Below are 20,725 nucleotides of genomic sequence, written 5' to 3'. Positions count from 1 at the left end.
TTTTTCGTAGGGCGTTGCCCTACGCTATATAATTAAGCCCTTTCAGGGCACCCCAATAAATATATAATTGTAAGGCTTTCAGCCTAACCGATAAATTCTCATTTAACCGATAAATTCCCATTTAACCGCTAAATTCCCATTTAATTGTATAAATTATGATTCTATCTTATAAAATACATACAGTCACTCCCTACATCAACTGGATTTACTTTTTCCACGCATGGGGTTTCCAGCCACGTTTTGCAGCCATTGCCAACATTCACGGATGTGATGTCTGCCGTGCTTCGTGGCTGACGACTTTTCCGGAAGAAGAACGTAGCAAGGCTTCCGAAGCCATGCAGTTATTTAAAGAAGCCAACCGGATGCTTGATCTGCTCGACCGGGATTATGAGGTAAAGACCCTATTCAAGCTCTATAAAGCGAACGCTGACGGAGATAATTTGATTATTGAGAAAGAAAAAGACCAATTCGTCACCTTTCCTTTACTGCGTCAGCAGACGCCCAAAAGAGATGGAAGTCCTTTCCTTTGTCTAAGCGACTTTATCCGTCCTCTTTCTTCCGGCATCCCCGACACCATCGGTGCTTTTGCTTCTTCTATTGATGCGGACATGGAAGGACTGTATGAACAGGATCCATATAAACACTTACTTGTCCAAACCCTCTCCGACCGACTGGCAGAAGCTGCAACAGAAAAGATGCATGAGTATGTACGAAAAGAAGCATGGGGATATGCCAAAGAAGAAAATCTGGGCATAGCGGATTTATTGGTCGAGAAATATCAAGGTATTCGCCCTGCCGTCGGCTACCCGTCTTTACCGGATCAGTCTGTCAACTTCCTGTTGGATGAACTGCTGGACATGAAACAGATAGGTATTTCATTGACTGAAAACGGGGCCATGTATCCGCACGCTTCTGTTTGCGGACTTATGTTTTCACATCCGGCTTCCGAATATTTCTCTGTAGGAAAGATTGGAGAAGACCAACTCGAAGATTATACCCGCCGCCGGGGAAAAAGCATCGAAGAAATGCGCAAGTTTCTGGCAGCGAATCTTCAATAATCATCATTCTCCTGTGATTTTTCTCCTTTTCTCACGACTAACTAACCAGAAAAGCAATCATAGACTTCATGAGAGAACAAACAACAGAAGCCAATCCTCCTATTGAGCAAGAGTTCTTGTCGGTAATCCGCGAATATGAACGGGTGATCTACAAAGTGTGCTATCTGTACGCCAACCCCAATGCTCCGCTCAATGACCTTTATCAGGATGTGCTACTGAATCTTTGGAAAGCCTATCCTAAATTCAGAAAAGAATGTAAAGTATCTACATGGATTTATCGTATTGCCCTCAACACATGTATCAGTTTTTATCGTAAAGAAAAGAATATACCGGAAATTGTCAGTCTCACCAAAGATACTGACTGGACCATAGAAGCACACGACCCGATCAACGAAATGCTGAAACAGCTTTATCAGATGATTAACCAGCTGGGACAACTAGACAAATCAATTATCCTGCTCTATCTCGAAGACAAAAGTTATGAAGAAATAGCAGAAATTACCGGACTGACGGTTACCAATGTAGCGACTAAACTAAGCCGCATCAAAGACAAACTTAAAAGAATGAAAAAGGAGGAATAAGATATATGGAACTGGAAGAACTGAAAAAATCTTGGAATGCCCTGGATGAACACTTGAAAGATAAAGAGTTCATCAAAGAAGAAGAGCTTGAAAAGCTGATAAGGCATGCAGACAAAGGTATCCATGCCATTGCCAGCCTGAACATCAAGCTTATTCTGATTTCTTTGCCGATATTGATCTTGTTTTTAGCGGAGGTGTTGTTGCACAACAGATTGAACCCGATCTACATCATTATCATTTTCGCATGGATTCCCGCACTTTGCTGGGACATCGTCACCACCCGCTACCTCCAACGGACTCAAATAGACGAGATGCCTCTGGTAGAGGTAATCAGCCGCGTGAACCGTATACACCGATGGACCATCAGAGAACGACTGATTGCTATTGCTTTCCTCCTGGTACTGGCTGTACTCTCATTTATCTACTGGCAAGTGTGGCAATATGGAATAGGCATGATAGCCTTCTTTATCCTGTTATGGGGCGGAGGACTAGGATTGATTTTATGGATTTACCGCAAGAAGTTCTTAAATCGCATCCACGAAATAAAGAAGAATTTAAGCGAATTGAACGAATTAATGTAAAAGGAGATAATGGATGTGCTTACCCTACAACGGTAAGCACACTCTTTCCATTCACTTTCTTATGCACTTGCACCTGAACAGAAATTCGTTCACTCATCTCCTGTACGTGAGAAATAACTCCGATTTTCCGTCCCTGCATCTGTAATTGTTCCAATGCTTCCATTGCCGTACGCAGGCTTTCCGCATCCAAAGAGCCGAATCCTTCATCAATAAATAGAGATTCTACTTTCAGGTTATTGCTTGATAAGGAAGACAAGCCCAAAGCCAACGCCAAAGATATCAGGAATGATTCACCACCGGAAAGAGAGTACACAGTCCGTATTTCATCACACATATCACAATCTATCACTTGAAGCGCCAACGTGTCGGGAACCTGTTGCAACTTATAGCGTTTAGAAAGGTAGGATAAATGTTTATTGGCATGAAGCAACAGCAAATTCAAAGTGTAACTTTGAGCTATCACTTTAAATTTCGCTCCGTCCGCACTGCCTATCAGTTTATTAAGTTTCGCCCAACGTTCGGCAATCGTCTGTTTCTCTGCCAGTTCCTTCGCAATCTGTTCCACAGTTAGCTTATTCTTTGCCTGTTGCAAAAGACGGGCTTCCATAGTAGAAAAGGTACGTTCGATATTCAGGTTTTCTTCCTGTTGTTTCTTTATTATTTCGGGAAGTTGTTCGGGAGACTCAATCTTTTTATACTGTTCCTGCAATTCTCCGATAGCCAGCGTAATTTGCTTCATCTCTCCTTGCAGACCAGAAAGGCGATTGTGCACAGCCTCTACCTCTTTGCGTGCTTTCTCCAAAGCCAAATTCAGCTCTTTTTCTCTTTTTGCCACGGCTGCTTCCGCTTCATCCGCACTTTTTCCTTTCAACAGTTGCGAACGTTCCTGACGGAGCACATTCAACGCTTTCTCTATAACTTCAAATCTCTTTTGTTCGGCTGAAGCAGTATTCTGCAGTAATAACAACTGTTCTTTAGCAGACGATACTTTCTGCATCGCCAGGCGACAAAGAGATACATTCTCACGAAGAGCTTCACAATGCGCACGCATCTTTTTAATTTCTTCATCGCTGCGTTGCCATTCTGCATAAAGATTACGATATTCTAAAATACGTTCTGCCAGTTCCGTCAAACGATGTTGTATCTGCTCTTCGTTACCAGCATCGATCCCAGCTTTATACAATGCCGCCAACTGTTCTCCAATCTGTCCGTCCACCATCTTCTGATGCGTCCAATCACGTTGCAAAACAATGCTCCGGTTATTGATCTGTTGACAGTTTGCTACTGCTGCATTATACTCCTGTTCTATACTCCGAAAAAGAGTATCTACTACCTCTTGTTCCTGATGGTAAGGATGCGCCGTACTACCGCAAACTGGACAAGCTTCCCCCTCCTGCAATTGCTGACGCAATGCTTTCACGTCTTTTCCCACTGCCATACGTGCATTTTCGTAAAGGCGTTGAGTCACTTTCAATGCGGTTTCTTGTTCAGTCAATTGTTTCAGGCAATCAGTTGTTTCTTTCTCCAACCGTTCTACTTCCGCCTTGGTTTTCGTCTGCGTTTCCGTCAATTGCCGGATATTCTGTTGGCGTGTCAGCTCTTTTTGCAACTTCATCTGTTCTTCGGTCAATAACGGATATCCGAAAGAGTTTAATCGCAACAACCGTTCTTCATTCGTGTTTATCCCGGCTGTCAGTTTATTTTCTTCCTGCCGTAGAATTTCTTCCACCTGTTCTAGCTGCAACGCTTCTTCTATTCCTACATGATTCAGCAAACGGTTCAGAGAAGAATAAGAAACCTGCAACTGCTCCGTAGCCATCCGCATTTTTTGTTCCTGCTCCGACACCTGTTTATTAGCGGACTGTAATATCTGTTTCGATTGTGTGTAACTGTCCTGCTGTGACTGTATCTGTACATCCAACTGACGGGCTTTCTTCAAGTCCGGTTGTATGGCCTCCCATTGTGCCTTGAAATGTACCAATCCTTCTTCTTGTGAAGCCAATGCGCCCTGTAACATTTTCAATCTTGCTTGCTCCTCCTGTTCTTCCTGTTGCTTCTTCTTCCAAAGATCTTCCTGCATTTTTAATGAACGAACCACATTCAGTTGTTCATTTTGCTCTGCCAGCAGTTTGATTCCTGTCACACGCTTTTCGGCCAACAGCTCTTTCTCTTTTTGTAAAGCAAGTAATTCTTCTTCCGGCATCAATTCGATCACATTCATTCGATTCTGAATCAAAGTGACTTCTTCCTGTGCCGCCTTATTCCGTGCATAGACTTCTTGAGAAATCCGGGAATATACACCGGTTCCCGTCAACTTCTCAAGCAACTCCGCTTTGGCCGCTCCTTTCGATTTCAGGAATGTTGCAAAATCATTCTGCGCCAATAATACGGTACGGGTAAACTGCTCATACGTCAACCCCACCAGCTCCACCAACTGAATCAACAACTCTTTTTTGGTACCCTGGAATTCTTTCTCCGTATCCAGTTCTTTCACCTCCAGCGTTTGTGGCTGCAAAGAACCGCTTATCTTATTTCTTGTCCGTCTTACCGACCAGCGAGAACGGTAACGCCGTCCGTCAATGCCTAAGAAATCGACTTCCGCATAACCGTCGCTTGTTCCCCGACGCAATAAATTTCTTACATCGGACTGATTTATCTGATTGTCTCCTACATCTGCCAGATTCACACTTTCCACCGAAGTTGCGAAACGGGGAGCTTTATCATACAGTGCCAGACATAAAGCATCTAGTAAAGTAGACTTACCGGCACCCGTAGGTCCCGAAATAGCAAATATACCTGCAGAATGTAATGGTTCTGCTGTAAAATCGACTTCTACTGTCCCTTCTATTGAGGTCAGATTCTTCAATCGTATAGCTAGTATTTTCATTCTTCCTCCTCTTCTTTATGAGTAGCAGCCAAATAGGCTTCCTGAAACAAACCTGTCAGTTCGGCAGGCATTTCCACCTGATAAATCTTTTCAAAGGCAGACTGCGCAATCTGCAAGGGAGACATCTCCTGCAATCCTCTCTTCCAGTTCTCGTTTTCTTTCTCCGTATTTTCTACATCGGTGCGATAGGTAGACACAATGCGTGCCAATCGATAATTTTTATCTGCCAATGCCTCCTCAATCTCCTGCCGAAGCATGGGTTCCGGTTCCTCCAGCAATACCTTCACTTCTAAATAAGGAGCTACATCCTTTGTCTCCGGCAATTCTTTCAAGGCTTCCAACAGCACTTCCGGCAAGGCGGGATCTCCATTCGGCACACTTACCAAAGGGATTAATTTCGGGCATTCCAACCGTTCAATGTCTACTGCACAACCTCCGTCAAAGGTCACCATCACGACTCCATGATGATAATGTTTCTCTGCAAAAGACATCGGAATGGGACTTCCTGCATATCTCACATTCTCCCTTCCCGACACTCGCTGCGCTTTATGTATATGCCCCAATGCCGTATACGCTATCTGTTCGGAAAAAGCTTCCGGCGATACACACTCCAGACCACCAATCACAGTGCGTTCACTATAATCTTTTTCTGCAATCTCCGATCCTGTAGCCTGCAAATGACCGATGGCAAGAATCGACTGATTCGCTGTCCTTTGCTTCCATAGCCTTTGCAGAAGCTGCGAATATAGTTCGCGAACTCCCTCCGCGTACAGGTTGCCTTCCGTCTGCACGACCGGATAATCCCCCTGGCGCAAAAAAGGGACAGCCATGCAAAGCAGTTCCACTTCCCCTTTCCGGTTCTTCAGTTCCACGATCAAATGGTCATAATCAATTTCTCCACCTTCAAGTTTGCGCACCACCCCTCTGACTTCTGTCCGCATAGCCTGCAACAGAGGCAAAGGAGCTTCCAGACGTGCTGCCGAATCATGATTGCCGGCCACAATGACAATTTGCAGATTCGGATTCTCCACTGTCACCCGATAAATAAACTGATAATACATGCTTTGGGATGCAGCGGAAGGGTTGGAAACATCAAAAACATCTCCGGCTATAATCAATGCATCAATCTCTTTCTGACGAATTTCTTCTGCCAGCCAATTCAGGAATACCTCATGTTCTCCCGTGCGATCATATCCAAAAAAGGTTTGTCCCAAATGCCAGTCGGCAGTATGTAATATACGTATCATAATTTTATAACTATCTCTACTAACAAGAGGCAAAAATAACACAATCGGAAAGATTATCTCGCATCTGCCTCTCTTTTTTACCAATAATCATGTATATTTGCAGGATAAAAATCCAACCCTATGAAGATACTGTATTATATTTATCAGATTTGCATCGCTTTGCCTATTTTATTAGTGCTGACCATCCTTACGGCAATCGTCACTATTGTAGGTTCCCTCTTGGGAGGAGCCCACTTCTGGGGATATTATCCGGGAAAGATATGGTCACAATTAATTTGTCTGTTCCTGTTGATTCCCGTGAAGATTGAGGGGCGCGAAAAGCTGCATGACAAAACTTCCTATATTTTTGTACCTAACCATCAGGGTTCATTTGATATTTTCCTCATCTACGGCTTCATTGGAAGAAACTTTAAATGGATGATGAAAAAAAGTCTGCGTAAATTGCCATTCGTCGGAAAAGCCTGTGAAAGCGCAGGACATATCTTTGTAGACCGTTCCGGCCCGAAGAAGGTTTTGGAAACCATCCGGCAGGCAAAAGACTCGTTGAAAGACGGAGTTTCTCTGGTGGTCTTTCCCGAAGGTGCACGCACTTTTACCGGACACATGGGATATTTTAAAAAAGGGGCTTTCCAATTGGCGGATGATTTACAGTTGGCAGTGGTACCTGTCACTATCGATGGCTCATTTGAAATCCTTCCACGCACAGGCAAATGGATACATCGCCATCGCATGATTCTGACTATTCACGACCCTATTCCTCCCAAAGGAAAAGGCATGGAAAATATCAAGGCAACCATGGCAGAGGCATACGCTGCTGTTGAAAGTGCCCTCCCGGAGCAACATAAGGGAATGGTGAAAAACGAAGATCAAGACCGGTAATTTGTGTATTATACCTAAAAATGAATATGGGGATGCTCACGCACCCCCACACTCCTAACCAGTTTTATGCATCAAACTATTAAATTAAGAAATTAAGGAATTCAGATATTTAGATGTTTTGCAAAGTTATGGTTTGGTTTGACATCATTTGCAATTCTTGAAAAGTCAAATTAAAACCTTTATGAATTTCTTTTTCTAAATTCTCCAATGAGAAAGATTCACCTCTTGCACCATTAATCTTTCCTCTAAACCGATTGTTATAATGCTTGCGGAATGTATCCGGAGTAACCAAGCCTCCAAAGCCATAATCCCCCACTACAATCACCGGTTTCCGGCGTAACACCCCTTCATAGGCAGTAATCCCCGCTCCAATTATTAGATCGGCTTCTTCAATCAGTTTACCTGTTTCACTCTCGGAGGATATATAATCCACCTGATACTCTGAATATTTACTTAATAGAACTCCTATCCTTAACCGCGTACGAGAATTAGCTACTCCGACAACAATGTTGGCTTTCTGTTCTATCAACTGTAATTCGTTACCTCTCCATGAAGAGGTAGCAGATAATTCATTAGGATTTTTCATATAGCTATTTGGTTTTTGTTAGGTCAAAAGTACGGCATGCATCTGAAAACACAAAAAAAGTCACCCGGACAAAATCAGTGTGTCTGATTCATCGTAAACATCTAAAATCCAACAAAATACATGTTTTGATTCTGTTATTGACCCGGACAATTCATTTTTTATTTATCAAAAGTCCCTTAAAAATGCATTTAAATCTTCTTGTGAAGAAATGCCTAACCGGCCTTTTAGTCTCCCCTTCGCCTTGGTTACCGAGTCGGAAGAGGTCTGGAAAATACGAGCCAACTCTTCATTAGTCAGCCCAAATTTAAGGAAGCAACAGATTTCAAGATCACGTTTCGTCAATAAAGGAGCTTTGTCAAGCAATCGGGTAACGTAATTAGCATAGAGTAAATCAAACAGACTAAACAATTTATAGCGTTCTCCATCAGACAACTTACCTCTTAATGTTCCCTCTTTTATAGCAAGCAGTAATCGAAAGGCAGATATGTATTGTTCAGAAGACGGTCCGACAGTTAATTCTCCTCCTAGTTCTTTCAACAACCCCGATAAGGTTTTGTTCTGCATACTCAAAAGCACAATCTTTCCATTCAACTCGCCTACCTTCATTCGATTTTCTTCGAGTATGCGGTTCTCTTCCAGCACTTGGTCTTTCAACTCCTGGATTTCTTCCATCTCCTGCTGATATCGCTTTATCTCCTCTTCATTATCTCTAATCTGGGATTCAATCTCGGCAATCTTCTTTTTATGGTTCTTACTTTTGTAATAGTAATAACACATATAGAAGGCTACAATCAGAAAAACAATCGTACCGCAAAACAGAAAAACTGTACGGTGCATTTTCATTTGTAAATTATCGCTCCGGAGTTTTTCGTTCTCATACTGCTTTTGCAGTTCTGTTATCAACTCCAAAGAATCGACCTCATCCAATACGCTGACAATGGAATCCGCTTTTTCATGATAAGTAATTGCTTCTTCAAAATTATCAATATCCTTTTCCAAAAAGTATAAATTGTTGTATGCGTCAATACGGGTATACTCTTTAGAAGAATTTACACTCATCTTAAAATATTTTCTGGCATTCTCCACATCCCCCATTTGTATATACAAATATCCCAAAGACATACACTCTACATATTTCCTTTCCTCATCCGTTTCTTTTTCATAAGCAGCAAGGAAATAGCGCTCTGACTTTTTCAACTCTCCCATAGAACGATACAGGATACCCAACTCATGTAAAATGGAAACTTCAGACGGATACTGTTTTTTCCTGGCTAATTCTAAAGCATTATTATAATAGAAATAACAGCTATCCCATTTATTCTGAAACAAATAAGCCCGTCCTATATTCTGCCCGGCTCTGACAATACCCACAGAATCTTTTAACTCTTCATAGATAGCGTATGACTCCTGAAAATTCTTCAATGACTCCTGATACAATTTCTTTTTCCGGTTCACCATCCCTATTTCATCAGTAGCCATGGCAAACATCTTGCAACATTGAATCTTCCCGAACATTTCCTTTGCTGAAGACAAGAACGACAAAGCCTCTTCATCTTTACCCAATTCACGCAGCACTCTACCATAATAATACTGTGCTTTAGCACGCATGGCAGTGTCACCACGCTCTACAGTATAGTAATTCAGTGCCAATGCAATCAACGAATCAGAAGTAAACTTCACATAGTTCTGATCCATTGCCTGCGTTAATAAAAGCGCATAATCCGCCTGCGACTTTCCACGCAATTTTTCAGGATGAGGAACTGATTTTAATAGATACAGAGCCGTATCAGGGAGAGATTCCATACACATTTCGATCTTCTGGAACGCCACATCGGGGGCCTCCGAATCTCTACGACAAGAAACCGATAAGACTAAAATAAAAAAGAAAGCGGCGTATACCGAAACAGTAGTCGTTTTCATTTTACTTGAGTTTTATGCAAAAATACACAAAAAACTCAAGTATTACTTATTTGTTGAAGCATTTTGTTCCAATCGTTGATGTTCTTCTATCAACTTCATGTTTTCTCTTGCTTTAGACAGGAATTCTCTTACCAGCTTATTATCTTTAAAAGAGTAAGGAGCATCCTTTATAATATCATCTATCTGCGGAGTCATAATAGGATAGGGCAAAGAGCTGCAAAGCATCATAAATACACTGGGTCCCAATACATTTTCGTAATTGTCGGAAATGAACGTTTTCACATACTGATTCATCGCTTGCATCAGTGAATCACCTTCCACCACCAGCTGACTGTGAATTTCATCCAAATCCCCTCCATCCAATACCATACGGGTTTCTTTCTGCTCCAGTTCGCTGATACTTTCTTCTAATTGGTTTCTTTTGCTGATAAACTCGTACAACGCATTATTTAAAGAGGTTCCCACTGCCTTCAAGTCCGTATTGCTAATGGTAACTGTTATTTTTCCACTTTCCAGAACGATCGGCATAATGCTTTCTTCATCCATATAAAGCGTCACCATCTGTACGGAATCTATTTTCCCTTTCATTGAAAACAGACCATGCACCACTTCAGCAGAATCCAGCTTCACCCACTCGCCATCAAGCAGGGATTTAAGATACAGCATCTTTCCATCCAGACTATTCACTGAAGATGTTCCTTCAATCTTGTACTTACTGGTACAGGAAGCCAGAAACGGAAGCAAAAGCAAAAAAGGCAAAATTTTATTCACGTTCATCTATTCATTAAATTCTGTGCACAAAGGTACAACTGATTCAGAATTCAAAGAAACATTTTATCAATATTTAAATCTTGTAAGACTCTTTTCTTTAATAATCCTTATAAACATAGGTGTAAGGCTATTTTTTTCATTTAGTTTATCTAATTTTGCAGTCATGAAAACATCAACATTTGCCCCTTTTGCAAAACCGCTTTACGTAATGGTAAAGCCTGTAGGTGCCGTATGTAATCTAGCATGCGATTATTGCTATTATTTGGAAAAGGCCAACCTATACAAAGACAATCCGAAACACGTAATGAGCGATGAACTTCTGGAAAAGTTTATCGACGAGTACATTAACTCACAAACCATGCCGCAGGTACTTTTCACCTGGCACGGAGGAGAAACGCTGATGCGACCGCTCTCCTTCTATAAAAAGGCAATGGAACTACAAAAGAAATACGCCCGCGGACGTACGATCGACAATTGCATCCAGACCAACGGAACCATGCTTACTGACGAATGGTGCGAATTCTTCCGTGAAAACAATTGGCTGGTAGGTGTCTCCATCGACGGTCCCCAGGAGTTTCATGACGAGTATCGCAAAAACAAATTGGGAAAACCTTCTTTTGTGAAAGTGATGCAAGGCATCAATCTTCTGAAGAAACACGGGGTAGAATGGAATGCAATGGCAGTTATTAATGACTTCAATGCCGAATATCCGTTGGAGTTTTATCGTTTCTTCAAAGAGATCGGTTGCCAATATATCCAGTTCGCTCCTATCGTTGAACGTATTCTTTCACATGAAGACGGACGTCATCTCGCTTCTCTTGCCGAAAATAAAGCCGGAACACTGGCTGACTTTTCAATCACTCCGGAACAATGGGGGAACTTCCTCTGTACTCTCTTTGACGAATGGGTGAAAGAAGATGTCGGCAAATACTATGTGCAGATATTCGATTCTACCCTGGCCAACTGGATGGGTGAGCAACCCGGTATATGCACGATGGCAAAGACTTGCGGACATGCCGGTGTAATGGAATTCAACGGAGACGTTTATTCTTGCGACCACTTTGTATTCCCCGAATATAAGTTAGGCAACATTTACAGTAAGACACTGGTAGAAATGATGCATAGCGAGCGTCAGCACAACTTCGGAAACATGAAATACCAGTCTCTCCCTACTCAATGCAAGGAGTGTGAGTTCCTGTTTGCCTGCAACGGGGAATGCCCGAAAAATCGTTTTAGCCAAACGGCAGAAGGTGAACCGGGATTGAACTACTTATGCAAAGGTTATTATCAGTTCTTTAAACATGTAGCTCCTTACATGGACTTTATGAAAAACGAACTGATGAATCAACGTCCGCCTGCTAATATCATGGAAGCTTTAAGAAATGGAGAATTGAGAGTGGAGAGTTGAGAATGAGAAACAGAACATATTAACAATCATATATTCAAATTTTATCATTAAATAATGAACAAACTAAGATTTTATCTGGTAGCGCTGGCTACGCTTTTTGTATTTTCCGTTAGAGCGGATGAAGGTATGTGGCTATTGCAACTGATGCAACAGCAACACTCCATAGACATGATGAAAAAACAGGGATTAAAACTGGAAGCCCAGGACTTATATAATCCCAACGGCGTTTCTCTCAAAGATGCCGTAGGTATATTCGGAGGTGGATGTACAGGAGAAATTATCTCGCCCGAAGGTTTGATTCTAACCAATCACCACTGTGGCTACGCTTCCATCCAGCAACATAGTAGTGTTGAGCACGATTATCTGACAGATGGTTTCTGGGCTACTTCCAGAGACAAGGAGCTTCCTACTCCGGGACTGAAATTTACATTTATCGAACGTATCGAAGATGTTACAGACATTGTCAATGCCAAAATTGCAGCGAAGGAAATCACCGAATCCGAATCATTCAGCAATACATTCCTTCAAAAGCTGGCTCATGACCTTTATTTCAAAAGTGACCTGGCAGACAAAAAAGGAATTGTTCCGCAGGCTCTTCCGTTCTATGCCGGAAATAAATTCTATCTTTTTTATAAGAAAATATATCCGGATGTACGTATGGTAGCTGCTCCCCCCTCTTCTATCGGTAAGTTCGGTGGCGAGACAGACAACTGGATGTGGCCGCGCCATACCGGCGACTTCTCCATGTTCCGTATCTATGCTGACGCGAACGGTGAACCGGCAGAATACAGTGAAAACAATGTTCCCCTGAAAACAAAGAAACATTTGTCTATCTCTATCAAAGGGTTGAAAGAAGGAGATTACGCAATGATTATGGGATTCCCCGGAAGCACTAGCCGTTACCTGACTGTATCAGAGGTGAAAGAACGTATGGAATCGGAAAACGACCCGCGTATCCGTATTCGTGGCGCACGTTTAGCTGTCCTGAAGGAAGTGATGAATGCCAGTGACAAAATCCGTATTCAGTATGCTAACAAGTATGCGGGTTCCAGCAATTATTGGAAAAACTCCATCGGTATGAATAAAGCCATCATCGATAATGATGTGTTGGGAACGAAAGCTGCACAGGAAGCTAAATTCGCAGAATTTGCAAAGGCACAAAACAATGCCGAATATGCGGCAGTTGTGAAGAACATCGACGACCTGGTAGCTAAAACAACTCCTCTCAATTATCAATATACTTGTTTGAGAGAGACTTTCTTCGGAGCTATCGAATTTGGTAATGTCATGTTATCTAAAACACGTGAAGCATTGCTTGAAAAGAACGACTCTGTGATCGAAGCACGTATGAAAGCGCTGGAAAGCACTTACGAAAGTATCCACAACAAAGATTATGACCATGAAGTAGACCGCAAAGTTGCTAAAGCATTGTTCCCGTTATATGCGGAAATGGTTCCGGCTAACCAGCGTCCGTCTATCTACAAAGTAATTGAGCAGAAATATAAGGGCGATTACAACAAGTTTGTTGATGATATGTACGACAACTCTATTTTTGCCAACCGCGCAAACTTCGAGAAGTTTACGAAGAAGCCGTCAGTGAAAGCAATCGACAACGATCTTGCATTACAATACTGCCAGTCTAAATATGACTTGATGGATAAACTGGTTTCCCAGCTCAAGGACATGGATCAAGAACTGGCTTTACTGCACAAAACTTATATTCGTGGTCTGGGCGAAATGAAATTGCCTGTACCTTCTTACCCGGACGCAAACTTTACCATTCGTCTGACTTATGGTAACGTGAAACCATACGATCCGAAAGACGGCGTACACTACAACTATTACACCACCACTAAAGGAATTCTTGAGAAAGAAAATCCGGAAGACCGCGAGTTCGTTGTACCTGCCAAACTGAAAGAGCTGATTGAGAAGAAAGATTATGGCCGTTATGCTTTACCGAACGGTGATATGCCTGTCTGCTTCCTGTCTACCAATGACATCACCGGCGGTAATTCCGGCAGCCCGGTATTGAATGAAAACGGAGAACTGATCGGTTGTGCTTTTGATGGTAACTGGGAATCATTGAGCGGTGACATCAACTTCGACAACAACCTGCAACGTTGTATCAACCTGGATATCCGTTATGTCCTGTTCATTCTGGAGAAGTTAGGCAACTGCGGACACCTGATTAATGAAATGACAATCGTAGAATAAATGAGAAAACAAATCCTATTTGTCCTATTTTCACTGGCAACTCTTAGCATCCACGCCGACGAAGGCATGTGGATGCTAACCGATCTGAAAACCCAGAACGCAGTTGCCATGCGCGAACTCGGTCTTGAAATTCCGATCGAAGAAGTATACGACGCGAACGGTCTTTCTCTCAAAGATGCTGTGGTACACTTTGGAGGAGGATGCACGGGAGAAATTATCTCTTCCGAAGGACTGGTACTGACGAATCACCACTGTGGTTATGGAGCTATCCAGCAACACAGTAATGTAGAACATGACTACCTGACAGATGGTTTCTGGGCTATGAATCGTGACGCGGAACTTCCTACTCCGGGATTGACCGTTACATTTATCGACCGGATTCTGGATGTGACCGATTACGTCAATGAGCAACTGAAAAAAGATCCGGACCCGGAAGGTGTCAACTACCTGTCACCAAGTTATCTGGGCACCGTGGCAGAACGTTTCGCCAAAGCAGAGAACATAGAGATAACTCCTGCGACAAAACTGGAGCTCAAGGCTTTTTACGGAGGAAACAAATATTATATGTTCATCAAAACAGTGTACAGTGATATTCGTATGGTGGGCGCTCCTCCTTCTTCCATCGGCAAATTCGGTGCAGATACCGACAACTGGATGTGGCCTCGTCACACAGGCGACTTTTCCCTTTTCCGTATTTATGCGGACAAGAACGGAAAACCGGCAGAATATTCAAAAGACAACGTTCCTTTGCAGGTAAAGAAACACCTGAAAATCAGCATTGCCGGAGTTCAGGAAGGAGACTTCACCTTTGTCATGGGATTCCCGGGACGTAACTGGCGATATATGATTTCCGACGAAGTGGAAGAGCGGATGCAAACGACCAACTTTATGCGCCAACATGTACGTGGAGCCCGTCAGAAAGTACTCATGGAGCAAATGCTGAAAGATCCTGCCGTACGTATTCATTATGCGAGCAAATATGCTTCATCAGCCAACTACTGGAAGAATGCCATCGGTATGAATGAAGGACTGGTACGTCTCAACGTACTGGATACCAAACGTGCGCAACAAGAGGAATTATTAGCCCGTGGCCGTGAAAAAGGAGATGATTCATATCAGAAAGCTTTTGATGAGATTCGTTCTATTGTGGCTCATCGCCGTAACGCGATCTATCATCAGCAGGCTATCAATGAAGCATTGGTCACCGCCCTTGATTTTATGCGCATCCCTTCCACGATGGAATTGGTTGCCGCTCTGAAATCAAAAGATAAGGAGCAAATAAAAGAGGCGAAGCTAAAATTAAAGCAAGAAGCTGATAAGTATTTTGCTTCTGTCCCCTTCCCCGAAGTAGAACGGATGGTTGCCAAAGAGATGCTGAAAACTTATGCCAACTATATTCCGGAGGAACAACGAATCAATATCTTCGAAATCATCAATTCCCGTTTCAAGGGAAGTATCGATGCCTTCGTCGATGCTTGCTTCCAACATTCTATTTTTGGCAATCCTAAAAACTTTGAGAAGTTTATCAAGAAACCAAGTTTGTATAAAATAGGATATGACTGGATGATATTATTCAAATATTCTATTACCGACGGGATCTTGAAAACAGCCATTGCCATGAAAGAAGCCAATCAGAACTATGACGCTGCTCATAAAGTATGGGTGAAAGGCATGATGGATATGAGACAGGAAAAAGGTACACCTATTTATCCGGACGCCAATTCAACTTTACGTTTGACCTACGGCCAGGTACTTTCTTATGAACCCGCTGACGGTGTTGTGTATGATGCTCATACCACCCTCAAAGGTGTAATGGAGAAAGAAGATCAGGGTAACTGGGAGTTTGTAGTGCCTCAAAAATTGAAAGAGCTGTATAAATCCCAGGATTATGGACGCTATGGTAAAAACGGTGAAATGCCCGTCTGCTTTATTGTAAACACCGACAATACAGGAGGAAATTCCGGTAGCCCGGTATTTAACAGCAAAGGCCAATTGATAGGAACTGCTTTCGACCGCAATTTTGAAGGTTTGACAGGAGACATCGCTTTCCGTCCTTCCTCACAACGAGCCGCTTGCGTCGACATCCGCTATACCTTATTTATTATTGACAAATATGCGGGAGCATCTCATATTATTGATGAATTGACTATTGTGGAATAAACAGAAGAATCATTTATAAAAAAAAAATGGATAATGAAGCCCGATGGATTTACATCGTCGTTCATTATCCATTTTTCTTTTCAACTTATCCTCATTCAGATAAACTCCTCCTAATTACTATTTCACAAACCTTACGATTACTATTGCATGAACAAAAACGACCTTTTTTCGTTATTATAATAAAATAGGATTTATATTTGCAGTCTCCAATGACTGCTATTTAACTCTAAGAAAGGAAAGATTATGGAAAAGTTTGAAGATTTAATACAGTCACCGGTACCGGTTTTAGTTGATTTCTTTGCAGAATGGTGTGGACCCTGTAAAGCTATGAAACCAGTTTTAGAAGAACTAAAATTAATTGTAGGAGATAAAGCACGTATTGCAAAGATAGATGTTGACCAGCATGAAGACCTGGCTACTAAATATCGCATACAAGCTGTCCCGACCTTTATATTATTTAAAAACGGAGAGGCTGTCTGGAGACATTCCGGCGTAATCCATAGCAGCGAGCTGCAAGGGGTTATTGAAAAGCATTATAGTTAAAAAGATAAAGATAACGAATGAAGAAAGTATTAGTAGTGGTAGCCCTTGTCATGGTAAGCGTGATTGTATACGCTTTCAATGACAGCGGGGAATCCAATCAAGGCAAAAAAGAGGTAACAGGTAACGGTGAAGTCGTCGTAATGGACAAAGATATGTTTCTGAAAGACGTCTTCGATTATGAGAAATCAAAGGAGTGGAAATACAAAGGCGACAAGCCCGCCATCATCGATTTATATGCAGACTGGTGCGGACCTTGCCGTCAGACAGCTCCTATCATGAAAGAACTGGCAAAGGAATATGCAGGGAAAATTGTCATCTACAAAGTTAACGTGGATAAACAAAAAGAACTGGCAGCTTTGTTTAATGCTACAAGTATTCCATTGTTTGTGTTCATTCCGATGAAAGGGGATCCACAGCTTTTCCGTGGAGCTGCTGATAAAGCAACTTACAAGAAAGCGATTGATGAATTTCTCTTGAAATAATGAAGAAAATATAGTGACGGTATCCGGTCAGGATAGTGACGCTATAACAAGCAAAGAGTGACGGTATCCGATAGAGATAGCGTCACTCTTTTTTATAGGCTTATAAATCTTCTTTATACGGCTTATAAGTCTTCCTGCGAATCCTTATTTGAAGTATCCTACAGGATGATTCATCATTGGCATCTGACTATCTTTCAATTTCAAAAATTTCTTTAGCTGCTCATTGTCCATCGAAGCACGTGGTACTGTTGCCAAGTTAGCAGCAGAACAAAAGATTGAAATATTTTGGGAAACAATACCGGCATCCATAGCCCCCATCAACTGGCTGCGTGGACTTTTGGCATCACCAAACCGAGAAAGATCGCTGATTAAAACCAATGATACCGGAGCTGTTTTCACAAACGCCTGACCACCTGCCACTGCACCACGATAATCTCCCGCAGCTATCAGTGTCAACTGATGATTTTTAGCATCATACAGATAACTTCCTTCAGGCAACACTACATATACATCCACATCCTGTTTATTCAACGCTGACGGAGCGGTTCTCATTCCGGATTCCTTACGATTTATTCCATTAGCAGCCCACAACAAATCAGACAGATCAGCCAGGCTCAATGCTTTCGAAGCATATTCGCGAGTTGAATGTCGTTCAGACAATGCCTTCATCACCGCACCAGTGCGGTTTAAATTAGGCTTCGGCAATTTAATCACCTTATCAGCAGCAAAGGCAGCCGCTGAAAGCATTAAACAAACTAACAATAGTTGTACTTTTCTCATAACTGTGGTATTTAAAAATTGATAGACAAATATAAATAAAAAAGGTCTGTATTCGTTGTGGAATACAGACCTTTTAAGAGTTTATTAGGCTTAATTATTTCTTATCACCGAAATAACGGTTGTATAATCCTTCAAAACCTTTACCGTGACGAGCTTCGTCTTTGCACATTTCGTGTACAGTGTCATGGATAGCATCCAGGTTCAGAGCTTTAGCACGAGTTGCAATGCGTTTTTTGTCTTCACATGCACCTTGTTCAGCGTCTTTACGTTTCTGCAGGTTAGTTTTAGTATCCCATACGCAGTCACCCAACAGTTCTGCAAACTTAGCAGCATGTTCAGCTTCTTCCCAAGCGTAACGTTTGAAAGCTTCAGCTACTTCAGGATAACCTTCGCGGTCTGCCTGACGGCTCATGGCCAAATACATACCAACTTCAGTACATTCTCCCATGAAGTGATTGTTCAGGTCCTTAATCATTTCTTCGTCACAACCTTTTGCAACACCGATAACGTGTTCGTCAGCAAAAGACAATGCGCCACCTTCTACTTCAACAACTTCTACGAACTTGCTGGCAGGAGCTTTACACAATGGACATTTCTCAGGAGCTGCGTCACCTTCATGAACGTAACCGCATACAGTACATCTAAATTTCTTCATTTTCTTCTCAATTTTAAATTAATTAGTCAATACGTGTTTCTTTATCTTTACTTAAGCAATTCTTGCAAATACCTTTATAATAATAATGAACTTCCGATACCTGATGACCATCCATTTCCAAATTTTCCACTTGTTTAATCGCTTCCGGACATTCCAAGTCATAAATATGTCCGCAACGTTTGCAAAGGAAATGGGAATGTACAGAAGTATCCGCATCAAAGTTTGTATTCTTTTCGTCAATCGTAAGCATTAATGCCGCTCCCTGTTCGGAAAACAATTTCAAAGTATTATAGACCGTTGTCTTTGAAAGTGTCGGCATTGAAGGAGACAATGCTGTGTAAATATCATCAGCCGACGGATGAATCGGATGCTCCATCAAATATTCCATGATAGCGATGCGTTGCATGGAAGGCTTGATATTATGCTCTAATAATCGATCGTATGGTTTCATTATCTTCCTTTCTTTTCAAAGTTGTATTCATTACAATTATAAATCTAATGCAAAGATAAGAAGTCTTTATTTTATTTCCAAATAAATCTTTGATTTTATTTGTGCGGTCTTGTACCAATAAAGATAAATACAAAAATAAAAACCGTTTAAATACAAAGATTTGCTTAAACGGTTTTATTATAAAAAGATGCCCCAATTTTCAAGAAAATCTGATGGCAATAAAGTAAGAAACAGAATACAACTAGAATGAAGCTCTTGTTCCGGCTATGATATCTGCCGGAACTTCATTACAACGAGTATAAACTTTCATTTCTCCCATATCTTCTTTGGCAGTCCATATCATCGAAGTATCAGTCAACCCCGAAACAATGTATGAATATTCCCATTCATCATCCGTATCAAGCTGATAATAGTAAGTACCGCTAATAATATCTCCGTAATCATCTTCTTTACTCAAAAGAAAAGAACCGGGAATTTGCTCAGATGTAGCACTGTTGAGATTCGTATAAATAGTGTAAGAACGTTTTCCGTCTTTTCCCTTCCGATCAAACGTTATATAATAGTAACGTGTGTCACCTTCCAGGTTTTCTCCATTCCATTCACTCAATCGCCAGCTTCCTGCGATATTCGCATAATTTACATCCTTAGTATCAGGAAGCTTTACTTCATCATCATCCCCACATGACACAAACAGCATCGTGGTGAGTAGTAGCATTATTCTGAATATATTTTTCATATACATATTTTATATTATTTATTATTGTAACAATAATTTCACTTGTACTGTCCGTTCAGAAGGGCGTACTGAAATGCCGTCCAAGACCAAACAAAATGTAATTTCATTCTTTTGAGGCAACAAACTTCTATCAATAGAAAGAATCATGTCGGCTTCCGTTTCCGGAAGAATAACTTTCGGCTCTGTTCGAAAACGAATGTATTCCGGCAGCATCAAGGCTGACAAATTTAAAGGTTGCTTTCCTGTATTGACACAAATGAATCTTTCCACTTGCATTCCTTCTCGAGAAAGCACTCTAATCTGCCATTCTTTCCGTTTCAGTCGCAATGTATTCCCAATAGCTACGGGATATCCCTTCCATTGGTCGCTGGTAGGTGATACCTTGCCAGTAAGTACCAGCCTGATCATCGGTTTCTTTCCGGAGAGATCGGTATAGACAAATGCTTCCCGATACAAATCACCAGCCTGATCCTTAGGATGAAAAATCAAATTGATTTCTCCCCGTTCCCCCGGTTGTACCAAGTCTTTATTACACTTGGCTACCGTACAGCCACAGGAAGTAGTCAACTTAGAGATACGCACCGTTTTTTTACTTACATTACAGTATTTAAAATGATACGTTACTGGCGCATCGTCTTCCGACAAAGTCCCTATATTGATTGCAGTACATTCAAACTGCAAGACTTGCTCCCCTCCTGTTTCCTGCGCAAAACTATGCGCAGAAGACAGAAGAAAGAAAAAGAACAGTCCATACTTGATGGCTCCGGTAAAGTATCGTTTCATAAT

At 41.7% G+C, this 20,725-nt stretch carries 18 protein-coding genes and 1 pseudogene; 8 read left to right on the top strand and 11 right to left on the bottom strand.

Features of this window, described 5'->3' with window-relative positions; translation table 11 throughout:
- The first annotated feature begins 155 nt into the window (after positions 1-155).
- Together LPH68_RS19140 and LPH68_RS19135 are read left to right on the top strand one after the other, a co-directional pair.
- A complete protein-coding gene (locus tag LPH68_RS19140) occupies positions 156-1,058 on the top strand; it encodes a vitamin B12 dependent-methionine synthase activation domain-containing protein (RefSeq protein ID WP_055235997.1) in 903 nt (300 codons plus the stop codon).
- 68 nt (positions 1,059-1,126) lie between these two features.
- On the top strand, positions 1,127-1,639 hold the full coding sequence (locus LPH68_RS19135) for an RNA polymerase sigma factor (RefSeq protein WP_008021804.1): 513 nt from the start codon (positions 1,127-1,129) through the stop codon (positions 1,637-1,639).
- Positions 1,640-1,711: 72 nt separating this feature from the next.
- Here LPH68_RS19135 and LPH68_RS26865 read toward each other — a convergent pair.
- The 3 genes and pseudogenes from LPH68_RS26865 to LPH68_RS19120 form a co-directional block, all read right to left on the bottom strand.
- A pseudogene (locus LPH68_RS26865) lies at positions 1,712-1,756 on the bottom strand (hypothetical protein); the annotation flags it as partial.
- 483 nt (positions 1,757-2,239) lie between these two features.
- Positions 2,240-5,107, bottom strand: coding sequence for an AAA family ATPase (locus LPH68_RS19125; protein WP_151936598.1), 2,868 nt, complete (start codon positions 5,105-5,107; stop codon positions 2,240-2,242).
- Positions 5,104-6,354 (bottom strand): exonuclease SbcCD subunit D C-terminal domain-containing protein, encoded by a 1,251-nt coding sequence (locus LPH68_RS19120; RefSeq protein WP_032811732.1) that lies wholly within the window; start codon positions 6,352-6,354, stop codon positions 5,104-5,106. Before LPH68_RS19120 ends, LPH68_RS19125 begins: the two co-directional genes overlap by 4 nt.
- Positions 6,355-6,474: 120 nt before the next feature.
- Here LPH68_RS19120 and LPH68_RS19115 point away from each other — a divergent pair, with 120 nt between their 5' ends.
- On the top strand, positions 6,475-7,233 hold the full coding sequence (locus LPH68_RS19115; RefSeq protein WP_004315944.1) for a 1-acyl-sn-glycerol-3-phosphate acyltransferase: 759 nt from the start codon (positions 6,475-6,477) through the stop codon (positions 7,231-7,233).
- A gap of 109 nt (positions 7,234-7,342) precedes the next feature.
- Here LPH68_RS19115 and LPH68_RS19110 read toward each other — a convergent pair whose 3' ends face one another.
- From LPH68_RS19110 to LPH68_RS19100, 3 genes are all read right to left on the bottom strand, one after another.
- Positions 7,343-7,819: a hypothetical protein gene (locus LPH68_RS19110; RefSeq protein WP_049703084.1), complete on the bottom strand. Its 477-nt coding sequence runs from the start codon at positions 7,817-7,819 to the stop codon at positions 7,343-7,345.
- 165 nt (positions 7,820-7,984) lie between these two features.
- The gene (locus tag LPH68_RS19105; protein ID WP_134984992.1) at positions 7,985-9,739 is read right to left on the bottom strand and encodes a tetratricopeptide repeat protein; all 1,755 of its coding nucleotides are present in this window, start codon (positions 9,737-9,739) and stop codon (positions 7,985-7,987) included.
- A gap of 42 nt (positions 9,740-9,781) precedes the next feature.
- Positions 9,782-10,516 (bottom strand): DUF4369 domain-containing protein, encoded by a 735-nt coding sequence (locus LPH68_RS19100; RefSeq protein WP_008021792.1) that lies wholly within the window; start codon positions 10,514-10,516, stop codon positions 9,782-9,784.
- Positions 10,517-10,673: 157 nt separating this feature from the next.
- On the opposite strand from LPH68_RS19100, the gene LPH68_RS19095 reads away from it, so the two are divergent.
- From LPH68_RS19095 to LPH68_RS19075, 5 genes are all read left to right on the top strand, one after another.
- On the top strand, positions 10,674-11,918 hold the full coding sequence (locus LPH68_RS19095; RefSeq protein WP_008021790.1) for an anaerobic sulfatase-maturation protein: 1,245 nt from the start codon (positions 10,674-10,676) through the stop codon (positions 11,916-11,918).
- Between the two features lie 54 nt (positions 11,919-11,972).
- Positions 11,973-14,132 carry a S46 family peptidase gene (locus LPH68_RS19090; protein ID WP_192918807.1) on the top strand — a complete coding sequence of 720 codons (2,160 nt, stop codon included), beginning with the start codon at positions 11,973-11,975 and terminating at the stop codon, positions 14,130-14,132.
- A complete protein-coding gene (locus LPH68_RS19085) occupies positions 14,133-16,292 on the top strand; it encodes a S46 family peptidase (protein WP_008021785.1) in 2,160 nt (719 codons plus the stop codon).
- A 243-nt stretch (positions 16,293-16,535) separates the two neighbouring features.
- Positions 16,536-16,835 (top strand): thioredoxin, encoded by a 300-nt coding sequence (gene trxA / locus LPH68_RS19080; protein ID WP_004315954.1) that lies wholly within the window; start codon positions 16,536-16,538, stop codon positions 16,833-16,835.
- Between the two features lie 17 nt (positions 16,836-16,852).
- A complete protein-coding gene (locus tag LPH68_RS19075) occupies positions 16,853-17,317 on the top strand; it encodes a co-chaperone YbbN (protein WP_008021783.1) in 465 nt (154 codons plus the stop codon).
- Between the two features lie 144 nt (positions 17,318-17,461).
- Here LPH68_RS19075 and LPH68_RS19070 read toward each other — a convergent pair whose 3' ends face one another.
- The 5 genes from LPH68_RS19070 to LPH68_RS19050 form a co-directional block, all read right to left on the bottom strand.
- A complete protein-coding gene (locus LPH68_RS19070; protein ID WP_008021781.1) occupies positions 17,462-18,097 on the bottom strand; it encodes a SagB/ThcOx family dehydrogenase in 636 nt (211 codons plus the stop codon).
- Between the two features lie 94 nt (positions 18,098-18,191).
- Positions 18,192-18,752 (bottom strand): NADH peroxidase, encoded by a 561-nt coding sequence (locus LPH68_RS19065; protein ID WP_004297333.1) that lies wholly within the window; start codon positions 18,750-18,752, stop codon positions 18,192-18,194.
- A 22-nt stretch (positions 18,753-18,774) separates the two neighbouring features.
- A complete protein-coding gene (locus LPH68_RS19060) occupies positions 18,775-19,203 on the bottom strand; it encodes a Fur family transcriptional regulator (RefSeq protein WP_004312036.1) in 429 nt (142 codons plus the stop codon).
- A gap of 241 nt (positions 19,204-19,444) precedes the next feature.
- Complete coding sequence (locus tag LPH68_RS19055; protein ID WP_225472761.1) at positions 19,445-19,939, bottom strand: lipocalin family protein; 495 nt, start codon at positions 19,937-19,939, stop codon at positions 19,445-19,447.
- A gap of 21 nt (positions 19,940-19,960) precedes the next feature.
- Positions 19,961-20,722: a DUF1573 domain-containing protein gene (locus tag LPH68_RS19050; protein WP_049703397.1), complete on the bottom strand. Its 762-nt coding sequence runs from the start codon at positions 20,720-20,722 to the stop codon at positions 19,961-19,963.
- Positions 20,723-20,725 lie beyond the last annotated feature (3 nt).

The sequence above is a fragment of the Bacteroides sp. 1_1_30 genome (genome assembly GCF_020982715.1).
Lineage (GTDB): Bacteria > Bacteroidota > Bacteroidia > Bacteroidales > Bacteroidaceae > Bacteroides > Bacteroides xylanisolvens.
This window is presented reverse-complemented; position numbering and strand designations above follow the sequence as displayed.